Source organism: Bacillus sp. DB-2 (genome assembly GCF_003315125.1).
Taxonomy (GTDB): Bacteria; Bacillota; Bacilli; order Bacillales; family Bacillaceae_G; genus Bacillus_A; species Bacillus_A mycoides.
This window is the reverse complement of record NZ_QNRN01000004.1, coordinates 299,278-317,340: the sequence shown is the minus strand read 5'-3', so window position 1 is coordinate 317,340 and position 18,063 is coordinate 299,278. Positions and strand designations below refer to the sequence as shown.

The window sequence follows — 18,063 nt, the reverse complement described above, 5'->3', positions numbered from 1 at the left end:
GAACGGGATCCACAGGTGTAACGGGCCCGACCGGCACAACGGGATCCACAGGTGTAACGGGCCCGACCGGCACAACGGGATTCACAGGTGTAACAGGCCCGACCGGTCTAACGGGACCAACAGGTGTAACAGGCCCGACTGGTACAACGGGATCCACAGGTGTAACAGGCCCGACTGGCACAACGGGATCCACAGGTGTAACGGGCCCGACTGGCACAACGGGATCCACAGGTGTAACGGGCCCGACCGGCACAACGGGATCCACAGGTGTAACGGGCCCGACCGGCACAACGGGATTCACAGGTGTAACAGGCCCGACCGGTACAACGGGATCCACAGGTGTAACAGGCCCGACCGGCACAACGGGATCCACAGGTGTAACAGGCCCGACCGGTACAACGGGACCAACAGGAGAACCTGGGGTTATTGGTCCCATAACAACAACCAATTTATTATATTATACTTTTTCAGATGGAGAGAAACTTATATATACAGATGCAGATGGGATAGCTCAATATGGGACAACGAATATATTATCACCTAGTGAGGTTTCATATATAAATTTGTTTATTAATGGAATTTTGCAACCACAACCATTTTATGAAGTTAGTACTGGTAAACTAACTTTATTGGATAATCAACCACCTTCGCAAGGGTCATCAATTATATTACAATTTATTATTATTAATTAAAAAAGACAGATTCTTAATGGAAAAAGGAATCTGTCTTTTTTTGTTCTAAATTACATTAGTTAAAATTAAGTGACGATAAATTCAATTGTTATTGGGATTCCACCGTCTAATGCATCTCCGCCAGGAATTGTAATAGCACCAGTAGGACCTGTGGTGACACTGGAGTTCACGCTAGGTTGAATTATGCCGTTTACATAGAGGTTGTAATACGTAAAAGTTGGAAAGGCAGTTGCAGTAGTACCGGCATCGTTTAAACAAGCTGTTGCAGCAATCGCAAAAGCTGCACCTGTTCCTGTTCCAGCTCCTAGTGTAGATGTAAATCTCCTAGAAGCGATAAATGGTTGAATGATTGGCAATTAAATTTCACTCCTTTAATTATTTTTTTGAACGAAGTATAGAATAACTTGTCCACTATATTGTATGAAAGTTTTTTATAATAGAAACGGCTGTATTCTTATAGAAGGAACACAATATTAGTAAAGGTATCATTGTTAATTATTTGAAAGAATGATGTTGTTACTTGTGGAATATATGCTAATGATTTATTTATGTTTTAATTTTTAAATGAAAATGTGCTTTTGGACCTAATAGATAAACGTGGAAAAATAAAATAAACTCTTAAGTTTAGGTGTTTAATCTAAGCAGTCAATTATTAAAAACATATAATTAATATGTGAGTCATGAACATAATTAAATGTCGTTTTAAAGTTTAATTATAATTCATGTTTCCTATTTTAAGTGAATATATAACATAACTCTTTGTACACTTTTATGGTTCTTATAATAGGAAAACACTCAACTATAAGACAAGTAAGGAGGAAATAAATGTCACATAACAATTGTTTTGGTCATAATAACTGCAATCCGATAGTTTTCACTCCAGAATGTTGTAATAATCCACAAACAGTTCCAATTACTAGCACTCAATTAGGACAATTAATCACTTTACTAAATTCTTTAATTTCAGCTATTGCAGCGTTTTTTGCAAATCCAAGTGATGCAAACAGATTAAATTTACTCAATTTGTTTACTCAACTATTAAATTTACTAAATGGATTAGCACCATCTCCAGAGGGGAATTATTTAAAACAACTAATTCAAAGTATTATCAATGTACTACAATCCCCTAATCCAAACTTAAGCGAATTACTTTCTTTATTACAACAATTCTACAGTGCCCTTGCACCATTCTTCTTCTCTTTAATTATTGATCCAGCAAGTTTACAACTGCTATTAAATTTATTAACTCAATTAATTGGTGCTACTCCAGGAGCAGGAGCAACAGGTCCAACAGGTCCAACAGGTCCAACAGGTCCAACAGGAGCAGGTGGAGCAGGAGCAACAGGAGCAACAGGAGCAACAGGAGCAACAGGAGCAACAGGAGCAACAGGAGCAACAGGAGCAACAGGAGCAACAGGAGCAACAGGAGCCAGGAGCAACAGGAGCAACAGGAGCAACAGGAGCAACAGGAGCAACAGGAGCAACAGGAGCAACAGGAGCAACAGGAGCAACAGGAGCAACAGGAGCAACAGGAGCAACAGGAGCAACAGGAGCAACAGGAGCAACAGGTGGCGGAGCTATTATTCCGTTTGCTTCAGGTACAACACCATCTGCGTTAGTTAACGCATTAGTAGCTAATACAGGAACTCTTCTTGGATTTGGATTTAGTCAGCCTGGAGTTGCTTTAACTGGTGGAACAAGTATCACATTAGCGTTAGGGATAGGTGATTATGCATTTGTAGCACCACGCGCAGGGACTATTACGTCATTGGCTGGCTTCTTTAGTGCAACAGCTGCATTAGCTCCATTATCACCTGTTCAAGTGCAGATACAAATATTAACTGCACCAGCAGCAAGTAATACGTTTACAGTACAAGGAGCACCTTTATTATTAACACCAGCATTTGCTATAATAGCTATTTTGGACACAGCATCAGGTATCATACCTGAAGCAATTCCGGTAGCCGCTGGGGATAAAGTATTATTATATGTTTCATTAACAGCTGCTAGTCCAATAGCTGCAGTTGCTGGATTTGTAAGTGCAGGTATTAATATCGTCTAACTTGTTACAATGTTTGTTTGAAATTTAAACAGGCATTTGTATATAGCCCCACCTAATTTTATTAGGTGGGGCTATATTTTTTTGAAAGATAGGTAATAAACCAATTGGGAAATTACTCTTTATTAAGTTGGTATATAAGAAAAAATAAAATTTATGATTTACACTTTATTGTTTATGGAATAAGTTATATGGTTTGAAAAATTACATAGAAACAAAAAAGATGAATTCTATTAAAAACAGAATTCATCCATTAAATAAACTATATACTAGTGGGTTAAATTGTTAATCATGAGCGGTGAAATGTCATTGCTCAAATTAGTAATAAACTATTTATTTTTATTACAGTTACATCCCTTTTTCTTTACATAGCCTTGATCGGCTAAATCTCTTTGTGACTGGGAATCGGAAGATTGAGAGTTCGAAGATTGAGAGGATGCTGAAGAGCTACTATTTTTATTATTAGAGTAGTTTTTTCGATAGTTATAATTACTCATAGTACTATCACCTCCAATTAAATATATAAATATTATATGTATGTACTCTATTAATTGTTACGATAAAAAATCTCCTTGGTATTTTCCGAGGAGATAAATGGTGGTTCTATTAAAATGATACTAATTAATACCCCCAGTATAGAGGGAAGTAATAAGAATCTTGGTAATATAGATTTTGTTGCTGAGTAGGGGGCTGAGTTGACTGATTTATCATGTCGCGGTTTTGATTACAGTTTGCGGGAGGACCAATTACCGTAGTGGATTGAATTGGGGATACTGCTTGTTTCCATTGTTGTTCATTGAGGCAATAAGTATGAGCCATCATATTAGCAGGAGTTAATCTTAAAATATCAGAACCAAAAATAACTTCTGGGGTTGGGGCATTGAATATAGCTAATAAATGAGTATTATCTGCTGAAGCAATTTCATAATGCCACCACGCTTGTGGAATGTTGGCAACTTGCCCTGGTTTTATCGGTAAGTTTAATATCTGATTCGTAAATGGATTAAGTAAAGAAACAACAGCAGATCCTGAAATACAGTAAACAAGTTCAGCTGCATTTTGATGAATATGTGGTTCTACAACATTCCCTGTACTTAAATAAATATCTAATAAAGAAGTATTTTCTAAAGTATTTAATTGTTTAATGCCAAGTACGTTTATATAATTTTGGGCATCTTTCTTAAAAAAATTACTTTTACTTAAATCATGAGTGAAATTAGTTGAGGGGGAAGTGTAGTCGATATTAGAAGTCAATTGTATTACCCGCCTTTCTATAGGTAAGTATGGATACAACTTTAGGATATGTGCCTAGTGTTAGTTATGTGCATTTGTCTGTATCATAATAAATTCACCTGTTTTATAAATAATATAGGTTGTAAATCTGTAGTATAAGCCGTAATAGTATTTTCGAATAGTTCATACGATACTAAATTGTGGAAGGCGATTGGATCTGTAGTTAATAAATTGTTATTCACAATTATATCATTCATTATTTTATAAGATATTGCTTGAACATCTACAGTTCTACTATTCAATAAATAAAAAATACCATTATCTTTTAATGTTTTTGCTGATTGCGTTTGAATGATAATTGTTTGTTCAGTATCATTCATATTTATTTTAGTTTTTAAATTGTTATTAAAATGGCTATTTTCAAGAGCGATATTATCTTCGAAATAGTTTATAGTTGGTTTGTATAATTGATGAATCATTCCAAGAATTTTATAGCAATCTAGCACACTTGCAGTGGTGATACATATTCGTGAAACACTTGATACGTTTTGAGATTCTTGTAGTTGTGAGTAAGCAGAGTAAATAGGGCTGAGTTCATAACTTATTTCAAATGACAGGGTAGTATCATAAAAAGAAAGTATGCCTTTTCTTAAATTCGTTATATTGTTTTGAATGTGTGGCGCATATTCCGTTAGAAGATTATGTATTTTTTTATATCTTTCCTTATGTAGATATTGAAAAGAAAGGTTTTCTAATTCATTCTGGATTGAATATAAACCGAATCTCTCTGCAAGTGGTGCAAAGAGTGTTAGTGTTTCATTTGCATAAGCTACTTGTTTTGCAGGCTTTTTAACACTCAATGTTTTTATGTTATGAAGGCGGTCTATAACTTTTATAATGCTAACACGTATATCTGTTTGAGAGGCCAGTAATAACTTTTTAAAATTAATTGCTTCGTATAATGCTTTCTTTTGACCACATTGTTTTTTAACTTTTGTTAATCCATCTACAATATATTGAACGTTCGCACCAAAATATAACTTAACTTCTTCTAGAGAATGCTCTGTATCTTCTACAACATCGTGTAATAACGCAGCAACTAATGTTGTGACGTCAGCTTTATAATTTAGTAATATTTCTGTAACCGCGAAAGGATGAATGATGTATGGTTCTCCAGTTTGACGGTATTGTCCATCGTGTGCTTGCTCTGCAAACTTTATAGCTTTTTTAAATAGTGTTAATTCCTCAGATTGAAGATAATTCGCCTTTCGTAATAATACCTTGCACATATATATCCATCCTTTAAAATTATTTTTAATAATAATTCTATATAATATGATAAAGACCTTTTGAAATTGTAATTATTGTTTAAAAAAATAAAGTATATTGAGATTAAACTATATTCGTATTCGTATTCGTATTCGTATTCGTATTCGTATTCGTATTCGCATTCATATTTTGGATTGATGGAAAAAGTAATGAACGTGTTAATTTAAAATTATATCAATCAATAATAAGGAGTGAATGTTCATGTCATTTAGTGAAATGATTAGAAATGAAGTGCTCAGCTGGGCGGGTGTTTCTGAAAAACCTCATCGATTTGGTGGTATTGAAATAAATTATGGTAAGAAAGAACTTGGTCATCTTCATGGTGAAAAGTTAGTTGATTTACCATTTCCGAAGGTAAAGCGAGATGAATTAGTGAATGAAGGGTTAGTGAAACCACATCACGTATTACCTGAATCAGGATGGATAAGTTATTATATAAAGAGTGAAGAGGATATTCCATTCGCAATTGAGTTATTTCGTATGCAATATGACCGAATACAAAAAAGAAATAAAGTAGATAAATAAAAATTTATTTTTATGTCACATCCCTCCTAAATCGTTCGTCTTGTATGTAGAACGATAAGGAGGGATTTTATTATGAATACATTTGATGTAGCAATTGTTGGTGGTGGGCTTGCTGGGTTAACAGCATCTATATATTTAGCGAAATCTGGAAGGAAAGTTATTGTATTGGAAAAATCCAGTCGCTTTGGTGGTCGGGGGATGACTATAAATAAAAATGGCATTTGCATGAATCTTGGTGCACATGCTTTATACAGAGGAGGAGCAGCATTTTTAACTTTTAATGAGTTAGGTTTGAATCTTCCAGGTGGAATGCCATCTACAAAAGCACATGGAATATGGAAAGGGGATGTATTTACCATTCCAACAGATTTTCGCTCCATTTTATCAACACCGTTACTTTCATGGTCTGCAAAAGTACAATTCTCTCGTCTTATGATTCATTTAGGGAAATTAGATGTAGGAGAAGTTCAAAAAATGAGTTTATCTACATGGGCAGAAAATGAAATAAAAGATCCGATGGTTCGAAATATATTTTATGCGCTATGCCGAACAACAACATATACGTTTGCTCCTACAATACAATTAGCATCATCTGTACTAACGCAAATACAGCTTTCAATAAAAGAAGGAGTATTTTATGTAGATGGTGGTTGGGAGACGATAATAACAAAATTAAGAGATATAGCGAATAATGTTGGGGTGCAATTTCAGGCTAGTAAGCATGTATTGGAAGTAGAAAATTGTGAAGGTATACAAAAAATTCGTTGTTCGGATGATGAAGTATTTAAAGTTAATGCAGTTGTCGTGACGATTCCACCGAAAGAAGCTTGTAAAATAATAAAAGGTGCAGAAGGAACAAGTTTGTGTAGATGGAGTGAACAATCGGTAGGGGTTACCGTCGCTGCATTAGATATTGGTTTAAGACGCTTAACCAATCCTACACATCAATTTGCATTAGGGTTAGATCAACCTATATTTTTCACGAATCAATCAAGAGCAGCCAAATTAAGTGAAGATGGAGCAATTGTAGTGAGTTTAATTAAGTACCATAATCCTATGCTAGAGATAAATCATTTTCATGATGATCAAGAACAGTTAGAAAATACGATGGAGTTGCTACATCCTAATTGGAAAAGAGAAGTTGTTGCAAAGCAATATTTACCGAAAATAACGGTAGTACATGATTTTCCTCATATTGACCGTGTTGAAAAACCGGGCCCTAATATACCTGAAATGCCAGGTGTTTACGTTGCAGGGGATTGGGCTGGGCATGATGAAATATTAGCTGATGCTGCGGTAGCAAGCGGGAAACGTGCAGCGTTACACATTTTAAAGAAATTTGAAAGTGAGGCAGTTCATCATGGAAACGGAGCAGTTATATGAAGCGTATCAACCATTATTATTTTCGTTAGCATATAGAATCCTTGGGAGTGTTATGGATGCTGAAGATATCGTCCATGACGTATTTATATCGTTTAATAATATGGAGGACGTTCAATCTATAGAAAATATGAGAGCCTATTTATGTAAAATGGTAACAAATCGCTCAATTGACAAATTACGTTCGGCAGCACATAAACGTAACGTATATGTCGGAATGTGGCTGCCAGAGCCATTTGTGGAAGAGATTGATGATCCATCAGAGTCATTTGTAATGAAAGAATCAATTTCTACGGCATATTTATTACTTTTACAACAACTGACTGAGGTAGAGAGGGTTGTTTTCATATTAAGAGAGGTTTTTAGTTATGACTACGAAGAAATCGCTTCGATTGTAGAAAAGAGTAGTGTGAACTGCCGAAAAATCTTTCAACGTGCACGAAAAAGTATTTTAGATAAGCCGAAGCAATCAACATTAAGTACGAAGAAAATGGCTGCCTATGTGGAAAAGTTTGTATCATCATTACAGTGTGGGGATACGCAAGGTATGTTAGAAGTTTTAAAAACAGATGCGATATTTAAAGCAGATGGTGGTGGTAAAGTTACAACTGCAATTAATCAGATTTATTCTGCAGATAAAATTATACGTTTGTTCTTTGGAATTGCAAAACGATTGCCAGAAAAGTATAGTGTTGATTTCAAAATAGTAAATGGTGCACCAGGCGTTATAGTTACAATAAATAATAAAGTGACGTATGTACTTTCATTCATATTTGAGGATGAGAAAATTTCAAACATTTATATGATGGTTAATCCTGAAAAACTTATGCACTTAAATGTAATAGTATAAAAAAGACGCATTTCTTTAGAAGTGCGTCTTTTTTTTATTTTTCTAACATTTCAAGAGGTACATCTTTTTCGCCGGCTACCTCGAATTTAATTTCCCCGTCTTCTTCATAAATGCGTTTAATAATCGGTATAGTTATCATTAGTTTTTTATGCTGTTTACGTCTTCTAGCAGCATCTAAGTTAATCACGTTCATGTGTAAGCATCCTTTCTTACAGAAATATATAAACAAAAGAAAATGCGTCCGAAAAGGGCGCTTAGTTGAATTAGAAATACCGATTCATTTAAATGGGGTTTAGATTATCTTATAATTGAAAACTGATTGTAAAATAATGTGAATTAAATAATTGCACGTAGAAATTAACTTTACCAAAAAACGAAACAATATGCTATAAAAAATTTTAATTCTTTGTCGTATAACAGGAAAAAGGGGTGCATTTCGCATATAATGAAAAGTAGACGGGCATCATGTACTTTTTCATCATATTGCTTGGAAAGGCGATGGAGAAAATGAATACTCTAGATTCATTATTATTGCAACTTGAACAATATGGAGAAGAGCATGATCGAAATAAAGAAAAAAGAGAAGAAAAATTAAGAAATATTTCTCGTGAAATGGGGCAGTTTTTATCAGTATTAGTAAAGGGGTGCAATGCAAAAAAAATTTTAGAAATTGGAACTTCAAATGGCTATTCTACATTGTGGCTAGCAAATGCGGTAGAAGAAACAAATGGAAATGTTATAACTGTAGAACTTTCTTCAGAACGGGTTGGAGAGGCACTTGGAAATTTTGAAAGGGCAAATCTTACACAGAGAATCGATATTCATAATCAAGAGGCTGGGGCATTTTTAGATTCGCAAGTAGATCGTTCATTTGATTTTATTTTCCTAGATTCAGAGCGCACGCAATACATGTGGTGGTGGGAACATATAAAACGTATTTTAGAGCCAAAAGGTTTTCTTGTAATTGATAATGCAACTTCTCATGCGGGGGAATTAGCTGGATTTATAAAGATGATTGAAGAAGACGTTACGTTTGAAACCGTGTTATTAGCTTTTCAAAAGGGAGCATTTGTTGCGCGGAAGAATAATTAGAAGTGGACCTAATATAATTATCACATTGAAAGATAGTATATGTCAAAAGATAGAGCATTGTATGAATTTAAGAAGGTAACTAAATGGAATTTCAAATTAATAGTCAGTGGTGATAAGTAAGGTAAGCTGTGAAGAATCCGTCTTCAGCATGTTGTTCTCTAGGTCTTAAGTCTGAGGAAAATAATGACGAGAACAGGTATACTTATACTATGAAACAGGGAATGACTGCATAAGCAGGTATTTCTTGAAAAATCGATTTCAAGCAAGCAAAAATGTATATGAAATACGATATATTAGATGAAATATAGTGCACATAAATTCGCACATATAAATAAAGGAGCGATTTTGTTGACTGAACTCGAGAAAAAAGAACCTGTATCGATTGTGAAAGATAATAATGTAGAAGTAGTAGTGGATACAGTAATAAAAGATGCAGAACTTGAAGAACTGAATAAAGAAGCAGATCTTTATGTACAAAAGTTGAATAGCGAGCAAAATACAGATTTATCAAAAGTATTGTCGCAGCTTGGAGACTTAGGGGATAAAGAGCAGCAAGCGGCAGGACAAACGCTATCAGCTTTAAAACGTCCTGTGACAGCGATGATGAATGGAAAGAATGAAGAAATTCCAAATACATTGTTAGAATTACGAAAAGTGGTATCAGAACTTGATCCAAACTCATTAAAAGCAACTGGTATGAAGAAACTTATGTTTAAAGTGTTTAAGAAAAATCCGCTTGAAAATTACGTGCATAAATATCAATCTATAGATAAGCAAATCGAGGAGATTATAAGATCACTTCTCATTGGCCGTGATAACTTGCAAGAGGATACGGTTGGTCTTGAAATGTTAAAAGAGCAATCACACGATAAAATTCACGCTCTTGATAAACAAGTATACTTAGGAAGAAAACTTGCTGGTATGCTTGAAGCTGAGAAACAAAATCCAGAACGTCAAAGGGATATTCCGTTAATAAATGATGCATTAGAAAAGATACTTGTGCGTACTCGTAATATGCAACAAGCAAAAAGTGTATTATTACAATCTATCGCATCTGTAGACATCATTAAGAAAAATAATGAAAAGCTATCAGAGGCAATTCGTAATGCAATTACGATGACGCAAAACGTTGTAACGGTTTCCGCTGCAATACAGCTTGCATTAACAAATCAACGTAAAACAATTGATGCTGTTAATGCAACAAATGAAGCGATTGAATCAATGGTATTAAGCAATTCACAAGCATTAAAACAAAATACAGAAGAAACAACAAAACTCCTTGAAAATCCTGCAATTAGCATGGATAAATTACGTGAATCATTCCAAAATGTATTTGCCGCTATTGAAGCATCTGAGAAATCGTCAGAACGTATTATTGAGTCTAGTAAGAAATTTGTAATTGAACTAGATACATTTAATGATGAGATGAAGCAGAAACTCATTCAGCGTCCAAGGAAATAACAGACTTTTAGAGGAGGTGAAAAAATGAGTTTCATTCAAGGAGTATTATTACTATTAGGATCATTACTTTTAATCGCATTTACTGTCGTTGTTTTAGTTGTATACTTCGGACGTAAACTTTATTTTTCATGGACGAAACCATATAAGAGAGCGCAAGATTCTATTGAAAAATTATCGAACAAATCAACACCGTTTTTACAAGAATTTACGCAGCACCCACTCTTTTATCGCTGGATTCGTACAGAAGGGAAAAAAGAACAAAATACATTAAATACACTTTTCTGTTCATCGGGCCAACGTACGAGAGAGCAAGTTTTCTCAATGTTACCGAAAGAAAAGCAGAAAAAAGTGCATGTGATGGCAAAAACAACGAAAAAGCTTACGAATGAAGATATTGATATTGCAACAATGAAAGTGAAAGATTTCTTGAGACAAGAATCACAGCAAACTGCTAAACCGACAGACTTATCGTTTTATAAATTGTATTTCTATGATCGATATCCAGATGCATTAAATACAATTCAAGCATATAAACGCTCGATTAATCCTTCACTACAAAGAACGGTTGATGACATTACAATTTCAGTATTAAATGCACTTCCGTACTATCAAGAACAACGTATGTTTGAACAACAACATAAACTTGAAACGTTCTTAATGAAAGATTTAACAGCGATGTTATCATTAGTGGTACAATTACCACCATCACAACGTCCTGAAAAAGAAGAAGAATTAAAAATCTACTTGCAAAATTTCCAAAAAGAAATGGAAGTAGTAGAGCGTGATATTCGTGACTCCATTGATCATGATTTGAATGTGAAGATGAGAGCAGCGACTGAGAAGTTTAAGAATAAATAAAAAAGGCGCCTTAAAAGCTAAGTATTTCTCAGCTTTAAGGCGTTTTTTTTTGAGATTTCATTTTGCCTTAACGGTAGTAAAACTAGAAGGAATACTTTCATTATGCAATCGATCAACTGCAGTTACCACATACGTATACGTTTCTCCAGAAATAGCCGTTTTATCTACGTAAATTTCTCCAAGTTTTGTTTTTCTTACAGTAGTAAGTAAATGTTTTGGGTTTTGTATATCCACTTCATTTTTTCCATTCACACGGTAAATTGCGTAATAAGCAGAGTCATTCTCTCTATCATCAATGATACCTATAGCAATACCTTCATCTCTTGGAATGGCACCTTTTAAAGTAGGTTGTTTTGGTGGATCATGATTAAGCCAAGGCATAGGTGGAATTAATGCAGGGTGTTTATATATGTCTTTTGAGAGTCTATCTTTAATTCCAAGTGGATTGTTATTTATATCTTTTAAACTGAAATGCATACTACCTTTTATTTGTGGATATTGATGGTTTAAAGCGATTTGCTTTGGATATTCTTCAGGATCAGACCAAGCAGGGACAGAGCTGTTATTAATTTTATAGGCCGCCTGACCGATGTATAGGTGAATGGGTTTATTATTGGTTTCTTTTACCCACCAATCTACTAATATATCATATGCAGCAGGTGTAAAACCTATATTCCAATATATTTGCGGTGTAATGTAGTCAATATATCCTTTTTGTATCCACTCACGTGTGTCAGCGTAAAGGTCATCAAAGTTTCTTTGACCTGCAGTTGTGTTAGAGCCAGTTGGATCATCAGCTATATTTCGCCATACGCCAAATGGACTAATGCCAAATTTTACGTATGATTTTTCTTGTTTTATAGCAGTATTTAAACCTTTTACGAGTTCATTTACATTATTGCGACGCCAATCTTCGATAGTTGAAAAATTCCCATTATTATATGATTCAAATGTTTTTTGATCAGGAAATTCTTCGCCAACTACTTTATAAGGATAAAAATAATCGTCCATATGAATTGCATCAACATCATAATTTTTTACGATTTCTAAAGCGCCTTCCGTTATAAAGTTTTTCACATCTGGAATACCAGGGTTGTAATATAGCTTCCCGCCGTAAGGCACAACCCAATCGGGATGTTGTCTTGCAGGGTGATTATTTGATAATCGATTTATATCAGTGTGATTCATCGTTATTCGGTATGGATTAATCCATGCGTGGAATTCTATATTTCTTTTATGTGCTTCTTCAATCATAAATGCGAGCGGGTCGTATCCAGGGTCTTTTCCTTGTGTACCCGTAATGTATTCAGACCAAGGACCGTAATTTGAAGGATAGAAAGCATCAGCAGTCGGTTTAATTTGTACAACGACTGCATTCATACCAGTGTTTTTTACATCGTCTAATAGTCTTATAAATTCTTGTTTCTGCTTTTCAATAGGTAAGCCAGTTTTTGAAGGCCAATCAATGTTGAGAACAGATGCTATCCATACAGCGCGTAATTCATGTTTTTTGTAAGTAGTATTTACTTCAGCATAAGTAGAGTGAGGGGAAATGAAAGAGAAAGGAGTAAACAATATGACGATACAGCACATCATTACTAAACGTTTCATAATCATTTATACGCCTCCCTATTATACGATTATTTAAAATAATATATGATGTTAGGTTGGCCCTGCAATTGAGAAAAATAAATATTGAAACATTAATTTAATAGGAAAAATATTTTTAGTGAAATTTACTTTCAGTATAACTAAATCGTTTCATTTCTTCATATGCTTGTTAGTAAAGTGAAACTTTCTTTCATTTGAAAGAAACAATTTATAAGTATAGGAGGATTCAATAATGAAAGTTTTATTCGTTTGTTCTGGAGGAATGTCCAGCGCAATTGTTGTAAACGCTTTAAAAAAAGAAGCAGAGAAAAAAGGTATGAACATGGAAGTGCATGCTATTGGAACAAGTGAGGTGGAGGAAGAAGTAAAGAATGGTTGGGATGTTGTAATGGTTGCACCTCAAGTTAGACATCGATTTGACGCTGTAAAAAAACTTACAGAACAAGAATCTATTCCGTGCGGTATTATTCCGCCGCAAGCATACACGCCGCTTGGTGGACCGACTTTATTAAAAACTGTAAATGAATTAATTAGTTAGGGGGAAGCGTTATGAATAAGTTTGTCACGTTTCTTGATAAAAACTTATCTGGACCGATGGCAAGGCTTTCTGAACAGAGGCATTTACAAGCAATCCGTGATGGAGTTATTTCGGCGTTACCATTTATTATCGTAGGGAGTTTCTTTTTAATAGTAGCATTTCCACCATTACCGAAAGATAGTTTCATATCAGTTTGGGCATTGAAAAATCAAACAAGTATATTAATACCATATCGTTTAACGATGTTTATTATGTCTTTATATATAGCATTTGGTATAGGATACAATTTAGCGAAAAGTTATAAGTTAGATGCTTTATCAGGGGCACAGTTAGCAGTATGCTCACTACTTTTAACATTGACGCCCGAATTAATCGATAAAAAAGGATTTATGCTTCCGATGACAAATCTCGGGGGGCATGGATTATTCGTAACGATGATCGTATCTATTTTATCAGTAGAGATTTTAAGATTTTGTAAGACGAAAAATGTAATGATTAAAATGCCAGAACAAGTACCGCCGTCTGTTTCACGTTCGTTTGAAGCACTTATACCTGCTGCATTCGTAATTATTTTAATGAGTTTAGTAACTGTCGTTTTTAGTATTGATTTACATCATGTAGTTGATAAATTAGCGGCACCGTTAGTAAAAGCTGGTGATAGTTACTTCGGTGTAATCATTCCAGTATTTTTAATTACATTTTTTTGGTCATTCGGAATCCATGGTGTGTCGGTTGTTGGAACTGTTGCCCGGCCATTATGGGAAGTATATTTAGGGAAAAATGGTGAAGCAGTTGCTAGTGGAGCAAATCAGTTGCCATTCATTTCACCAGAACCATTATACCAATGGTTTATATGGATTGGTGGTTCTGGTGCGACGTTAGGACTTGTATTAGCTATGATTGTATTTGGTCGATCAAAATATTCGAAGGCATTATCAAGAACTTGTATTGTGCCTGGTATCTTTAATATTAATGAACCTGTTATTTTTGGATTGCCAATTGTACTAAACCCAATTTTAATTATCCCATTTATCATTACACCACTAGTAACAGCAACTATTGCATACTCAGCAACTGCGATGGGGTTTGTTACACCAACACATATAATGCCTCCATGGACATTACCAGCTCCAATTGGTGCATATTTAGCCACAGGTGGAGATTGGCGTGCAATTGTATTAGTTTTTATAAACATAGCAATATCATTCCTTATTTATTTACCATTCTTTAAAATGTACGACAAAAACATGCTTGAAATTGAGAAAAATGGTGATGGGGAATCTGTTAATCCGTAAGTTTTATATTTTATTTTTGAGTGATAGGCATTTTGTCTATCACTTCTTTCACATTAAGTCCAGAGAGGGTGAAATGGAATGAATATAAAATTTAGCTATAAAGGTGTATTTTTATTGTTATTTGGAGTGATATGTGCGAATTTACTTTTCGTACCTTTATTAAGAATGCTAAATCTATCACAAATGCATAGTATATGGATCGTTACAAGCATTGCGGCAAGTGTTTTGCTTACGATCGTTGTTTCTTTCATTGATGGCACATTTGTATCGAAAGTCCAGTTGTTTATTAGATTTATATTGTTTTCTGTAGGTTGTACGTTGTTTACTTACATAATTGTTTTTTAGTGAATAGGGGGCATGTATTTTATGTATATTGCAGGGATAATGTCCGGTACATCGTTAGATGGAATAGATGTAGCGCTCGTTCATATAGAAGGGAACGGTGTAGATTCTAAGGTCGAACTCATTCATTTTACTACTGTTCCATTTTGTAAGGATATAAAAAATGAGATACTGCAGGCTTTATCAATTGATACATCTAATGTTCAATTGATATGCAGTTTGAACTTTAAGCTTGGTTTATGTTTTGCTAATGCTGTGGAGGAAGTTTGTAAAAAGGCTGATTTGTCATTGGAACAATTAGATTTAATAGGTTCTCACGGACAAACGATTTATCATCAGCCAAAGCAAGAAGGCAATAGTATTTCTTCGACATTGCAAATTGGAGAACCAGCAGTTATAGCATATGAAACGAACACTACGGTTATCTCTAATTTTCGAACAATGGATATGGCAGCAGGGGGACAAGGTGCACCACTTGTGCCATATTCAGAGGTCATTTTGTATCGCCATCAAACTAAAAATAGATTACTACAAAATATTGGCGGGATTGGTAATGTTACAGTGATTCCAAGTAAACGAAGTAATAAGAGTGTAATTGCTTTTGATACTGGCCCAGGAAATATGGTAATCGATGATGTATGTCAAAGATTATTTCAGTTGCCATATGATCAAAATGGTAGGATTGCAAAACAAGGAGTAGTTGTAGATGAAATTTTGACATATTGTATGAACCATCCATTTTTGAAAATGAATCCACCGAAATCAACTGGTAGAGAACAGTTTGGAGAAGAGTTTGTAAGTGAATTATTGAAGCGGTTTGAAAAGCATGGTAAAGAAAATCTTTTGACGACTGTCACGATGTTTACAGCAAGTTCAATTGTTAATCATTATAAGGAGTTTATTCTGCCGTATTATGAAATCGATGAAGTAATTTTAGGTGGTGGGGGCAGTTATAATCGTACACTTGTTGACATGATACGAAATGGATTGAATGAAGAAAAGTGCGCGATATTCATTCAAGAAGATATAGGCTATTCTTCAGAGGCGAAAGAAGCAATCGCCTTTGCGATATTAGCAAACGAAACGCATCATCGTAATCCGAGTAATGTGCCAAGCGCAACAGGTGCAAAGCAATCTGTAGTTTTAGGGAATATAACATTCCCTCCAATAAGATGATGAAAATGAGGCGAACATATGAAGTATATGATTGGAGTAGATGGTGGAGGCACGAAGACAGAAGCAATTGCATTTGATCAAGACGGAAACGAAGTTGTAAGAGGTACGAGTGGGTTTGGAAATATATTAATAGATTATGAAAAAGCAGTTTCGCATATTATGGAGGCGATCGATCAATGCAAGAAAGCTTTAATTGATGGGCATTGCGTTTGTATTTGTTTAGGGTTAGCGGGTATAAGTGGAGCGAATACAAATGAATTAACATTACGATTAATAAAGAAATATGAAACGAAAATTGAAGTTTTTAATGACGCAGTGATTGCACATGCAGCTGCTTTAAAAGGGAAGGATGGAATTTTAACGATTGGCGGTACAGGCGCAATTTGTATTGGAAAGAAAGGAGAAGTGTACGAGTATAGTGGTGGATGGGGACATATTTTAGGCGATGAAGGAAGCGGATATTGGATTGCGTTACAAGGTTTAAAGAGAATGGCAAATCAATTTGATCAAGGAGTTAGACTTTGTCCATTAAGCTTAAGGATTCAAGACGAGTTTCGACTTTTAACATCATCTCATATAAAAAGACTAGTATATAGTTCTTCAAAAGATAAAGTTGCAGCAATTGCACCATTAATTATAGAGGAAGCGAGGAATGAGAATGATGATGCACATAAAATTATTCTGCAAGCGGCTAAGGAATTAACGATAATTACGGTGAATATTTACAACAAGATGCAGTTTGATTTATCACCTTTAATTGCAGTAAGTGGCAGTATATTGCGTTTCGTTCCTGAGATATATGCTGAATTTAAGAAATGCTGTGAGAAAAGTATGAGAGAAGTTATATTCGTATCACCATCAGAAATGGCAGTGAAAGGAACATATCATTTAATGAAGGGTGTATATTTTATAAAATAGAAGTATGAGAATTTTTGTATGATTTGTAAAAATATGATGTTAAAATATACAAAGGGATGTAAAGCAAGAAAAAGTACAATATACATAGTCATTGAATATTGTATAAGTACTCCCATGTAGAAAGTGAATGATTACATGATTAATAGTATGCAATTTTTGTATTTGGTGGCTTCTTATTTATTTGGAAACATATTGACCGCTTATATAGTAACGAAATGGAAACATAATGTTGATATTCGTGAAGAAGGAAGTGGTAATCCTGGCGCAAGAAATATGGGGCGCGTATATGGAAAAGGGTATTTCGTCGCTACATTTTTAGGTGATGCGATCAAAGGGGCAATCGTAGTTTCTATTGCAAAATACCTTTTTGAAGATTCTACATTTGTAATGTTAGCTTTACTGGCTGTTATACTTGGACATATTTACCCAATTTTATTTAAAGGCAAGGGCGGAAAAGGCATTTCAACATTTATTGGAGGGTTAATTGCATTTGATTATTTGATAGCGCTTACTCTTATTGCTGTTTTCATTATATTTTATTTAATCTTTAAAGGATTTACTAAGCCCGGACTAATTACAATCGCTTGTTTACCAGTTTGCATGATTTTGTATTCTTACTCTATTGTTACGACTATTTTAAGTGCACTTATCATTGTACTTATTTTATATGTAAATCGAGAATGAAATGAACTTTTAATAAGTGG

Annotated in this window: 17 protein-coding genes and 2 pseudogenes (1 of these 19 only partly in view); 14 read left to right on the top strand and 5 right to left on the bottom strand. The window is 34.6% G+C overall.

Annotated elements, in window-relative coordinates; translation table 11 throughout:
- Positions 1-692, top strand: the 3' portion of a protein-coding gene (locus DET63_RS09325; protein ID WP_113936518.1) for a DUF4183 domain-containing protein. The gene continues 253 nt to the left of window position 1, outside the view; the window shows 692 of its 945 coding nt (coding positions 254-945); its start codon lies off the left edge, out of view; the stop codon is at positions 690-692.
- A gap of 65 nt (positions 693-757) precedes the next feature.
- Here DET63_RS09325 and DET63_RS09320 read toward each other — a convergent pair whose 3' ends face one another.
- Entirely contained in the window at positions 758-1,048 is a 291-nt protein-coding gene (locus DET63_RS09320) for a DUF4183 domain-containing protein (RefSeq protein ID WP_002136293.1), read from the bottom strand.
- Positions 1,049-1,517: 469 nt separating this feature from the next.
- Between DET63_RS09320 and DET63_RS09315 the strand changes: the two are divergent.
- Positions 1,518-2,754: pseudogene (locus DET63_RS09315) on the top strand (exosporium glycoprotein BclB-related protein).
- 618 nt (positions 2,755-3,372) lie between these two features.
- Here the strand turns inward: DET63_RS09315 and DET63_RS09310 are convergent.
- Together DET63_RS09310 and DET63_RS09305 are read right to left on the bottom strand one after the other, a co-directional pair.
- Positions 3,373-4,005 carry a cupin domain-containing protein gene (locus tag DET63_RS09310; RefSeq protein WP_002136296.1) on the bottom strand — a complete coding sequence of 211 codons (633 nt, stop codon included), beginning with the start codon at positions 4,003-4,005 and terminating at the stop codon, positions 3,373-3,375.
- 113 nt (positions 4,006-4,118) lie between these two features.
- Positions 4,119-5,273 (bottom strand): annotated as a pseudogene (locus DET63_RS09305) (HD domain-containing protein); the annotation flags it as partial.
- A 241-nt stretch (positions 5,274-5,514) separates the two neighbouring features.
- Between DET63_RS09305 and DET63_RS09300 the strand changes: the two are divergent.
- From DET63_RS09300 to DET63_RS09290, 3 genes are all read left to right on the top strand, one after another.
- On the top strand, positions 5,515-5,838 hold the full coding sequence (locus tag DET63_RS09300) for a luciferase domain-containing protein (protein ID WP_113936517.1): 324 nt from the start codon (positions 5,515-5,517) through the stop codon (positions 5,836-5,838).
- Positions 5,839-5,910: 72 nt separating this feature from the next.
- On the top strand, positions 5,911-7,221 hold the full coding sequence (locus tag DET63_RS09295) for a phytoene desaturase family protein (protein ID WP_113936516.1): 1,311 nt from the start codon (positions 5,911-5,913) through the stop codon (positions 7,219-7,221).
- Positions 7,199-8,068, top strand: a complete 870-nt coding sequence (locus DET63_RS09290) for a sigma-70 family RNA polymerase sigma factor (protein WP_113936515.1) — start codon at positions 7,199-7,201, stop codon at positions 8,066-8,068. The genes DET63_RS09295 and DET63_RS09290 overlap by 23 nt, the downstream gene beginning before the upstream one ends.
- Before the next feature lie 34 nt (positions 8,069-8,102).
- Here DET63_RS09290 and DET63_RS30180 read toward each other — a convergent pair whose 3' ends face one another.
- The gene (locus DET63_RS30180) at positions 8,103-8,261 is read right to left on the bottom strand and encodes a hypothetical protein (protein WP_002085567.1); all 159 of its coding nucleotides are present in this window, start codon (positions 8,259-8,261) and stop codon (positions 8,103-8,105) included.
- Between the two features lie 305 nt (positions 8,262-8,566).
- On the opposite strand from DET63_RS30180, the gene DET63_RS09285 reads away from it, so the two are divergent.
- The 3 genes from DET63_RS09285 (at position 8,567) to DET63_RS09275 (ending at position 11,479) form a co-directional block, all read left to right on the top strand.
- Entirely contained in the window at positions 8,567-9,160 is a 594-nt protein-coding gene (locus DET63_RS09285; protein WP_113936557.1) for an O-methyltransferase, read from the top strand.
- Positions 9,161-9,508: 348 nt separating this feature from the next.
- A complete protein-coding gene (locus DET63_RS09280; protein ID WP_002119468.1) occupies positions 9,509-10,621 on the top strand; it encodes a toxic anion resistance protein in 1,113 nt (370 codons plus the stop codon).
- Positions 10,622-10,645: 24 nt separating this feature from the next.
- A complete protein-coding gene (locus DET63_RS09275; protein ID WP_113936514.1) occupies positions 10,646-11,479 on the top strand; it encodes a DUF3974 domain-containing protein in 834 nt (277 codons plus the stop codon).
- A 57-nt stretch (positions 11,480-11,536) separates the two neighbouring features.
- Here DET63_RS09275 and DET63_RS09270 read toward each other — a convergent pair whose 3' ends face one another.
- Positions 11,537-13,096, bottom strand: coding sequence for a glycoside hydrolase family 10-like protein (locus DET63_RS09270; protein ID WP_113936513.1), 1,560 nt, complete (start codon positions 13,094-13,096; stop codon positions 11,537-11,539).
- A gap of 226 nt (positions 13,097-13,322) precedes the next feature.
- Here DET63_RS09270 and DET63_RS09265 point away from each other — a divergent pair, with 226 nt between their 5' ends.
- The 6 genes from DET63_RS09265 to plsY all read left to right on the top strand — a co-directional run bounded on the left by DET63_RS09265 (position 13,323) and on the right by plsY (position 18,043).
- Positions 13,323-13,628 carry a PTS sugar transporter subunit IIB gene (locus DET63_RS09265; RefSeq protein ID WP_000865888.1) on the top strand — a complete coding sequence of 102 codons (306 nt, stop codon included), beginning with the start codon at positions 13,323-13,325 and terminating at the stop codon, positions 13,626-13,628.
- 11 nt (positions 13,629-13,639) lie between these two features.
- Positions 13,640-14,923: a PTS sugar transporter subunit IIC gene (locus DET63_RS09260; RefSeq protein ID WP_002069275.1), complete on the top strand. Its 1,284-nt coding sequence runs from the start codon at positions 13,640-13,642 to the stop codon at positions 14,921-14,923.
- Positions 14,924-15,001: 78 nt separating this feature from the next.
- The gene (locus DET63_RS09255; protein WP_016095317.1) at positions 15,002-15,268 is read left to right on the top strand and encodes a hypothetical protein; all 267 of its coding nucleotides are present in this window, start codon (positions 15,002-15,004) and stop codon (positions 15,266-15,268) included.
- Between the two features lie 21 nt (positions 15,269-15,289).
- The gene (anmK, locus tag DET63_RS09250; RefSeq protein ID WP_113936512.1) at positions 15,290-16,441 is read left to right on the top strand and encodes an anhydro-N-acetylmuramic acid kinase AnmK; all 1,152 of its coding nucleotides are present in this window, start codon (positions 15,290-15,292) and stop codon (positions 16,439-16,441) included.
- A gap of 18 nt (positions 16,442-16,459) precedes the next feature.
- Positions 16,460-17,359 carry a BadF/BadG/BcrA/BcrD ATPase family protein gene (locus DET63_RS09245; RefSeq protein ID WP_113936511.1) on the top strand — a complete coding sequence of 300 codons (900 nt, stop codon included), beginning with the start codon at positions 16,460-16,462 and terminating at the stop codon, positions 17,357-17,359.
- 135 nt (positions 17,360-17,494) lie between these two features.
- Positions 17,495-18,043 carry a glycerol-3-phosphate 1-O-acyltransferase PlsY gene (gene plsY, locus DET63_RS09240; RefSeq protein WP_002085555.1) on the top strand — a complete coding sequence of 183 codons (549 nt, stop codon included), beginning with the start codon at positions 17,495-17,497 and terminating at the stop codon, positions 18,041-18,043.
- The last annotated feature ends 20 nt before the right edge of the window (positions 18,044-18,063 follow it).

What these genes read in the sequence shown, in the direction of transcription:
- DET63_RS09300 (WP_113936517.1), top strand. Translation starts at nt 5,515, where the DNA reads ATGTCATTTAGTGAAATGATTAGAAATGAAGTGCTCAGCTGGGCGGGT.
- DET63_RS09295 (WP_113936516.1), top strand. Translation starts at nt 5,911, where the DNA reads ATGAATACATTTGATGTAGCAATTGTTGGTGGTGGGCTTGCTGGGTTA.
- DET63_RS09290 (WP_113936515.1), top strand. Translation starts at nt 7,199, where the DNA reads ATGGAAACGGAGCAGTTATATGAAGCGTATCAACCATTATTATTTTCG.
- DET63_RS30180 (WP_002085567.1), bottom strand. Translation starts at nt 8,261, where the DNA reads ATGAACGTGATTAACTTAGATGCTGCTAGAAGACGTAAACAGCATAAA.
- DET63_RS09285 (WP_113936557.1), top strand. Translation starts at nt 8,567, where the DNA reads ATGGAGAAAATGAATACTCTAGATTCATTATTATTGCAACTTGAACAA.
- DET63_RS09275 (WP_113936514.1), top strand. Translation starts at nt 10,646, where the DNA reads ATGAGTTTCATTCAAGGAGTATTATTACTATTAGGATCATTACTTTTA.
- DET63_RS09270 (WP_113936513.1), bottom strand. Translation starts at nt 13,096, where the DNA reads ATGATTATGAAACGTTTAGTAATGATGTGCTGTATCGTCATATTGTTT.
- DET63_RS09265 (WP_000865888.1), top strand. Translation starts at nt 13,323, where the DNA reads ATGAAAGTTTTATTCGTTTGTTCTGGAGGAATGTCCAGCGCAATTGTT.
- DET63_RS09260 (WP_002069275.1), top strand. Translation starts at nt 13,640, where the DNA reads ATGAATAAGTTTGTCACGTTTCTTGATAAAAACTTATCTGGACCGATG.
- DET63_RS09255 (WP_016095317.1), top strand. Translation starts at nt 15,002, where the DNA reads ATGAATATAAAATTTAGCTATAAAGGTGTATTTTTATTGTTATTTGGA.
- anmK (WP_113936512.1), top strand. Translation starts at nt 15,290, where the DNA reads ATGTATATTGCAGGGATAATGTCCGGTACATCGTTAGATGGAATAGAT.
- DET63_RS09245 (WP_113936511.1), top strand. Translation starts at nt 16,460, where the DNA reads ATGAAGTATATGATTGGAGTAGATGGTGGAGGCACGAAGACAGAAGCA.
- plsY (WP_002085555.1), top strand. Translation starts at nt 17,495, where the DNA reads ATGATTAATAGTATGCAATTTTTGTATTTGGTGGCTTCTTATTTATTT.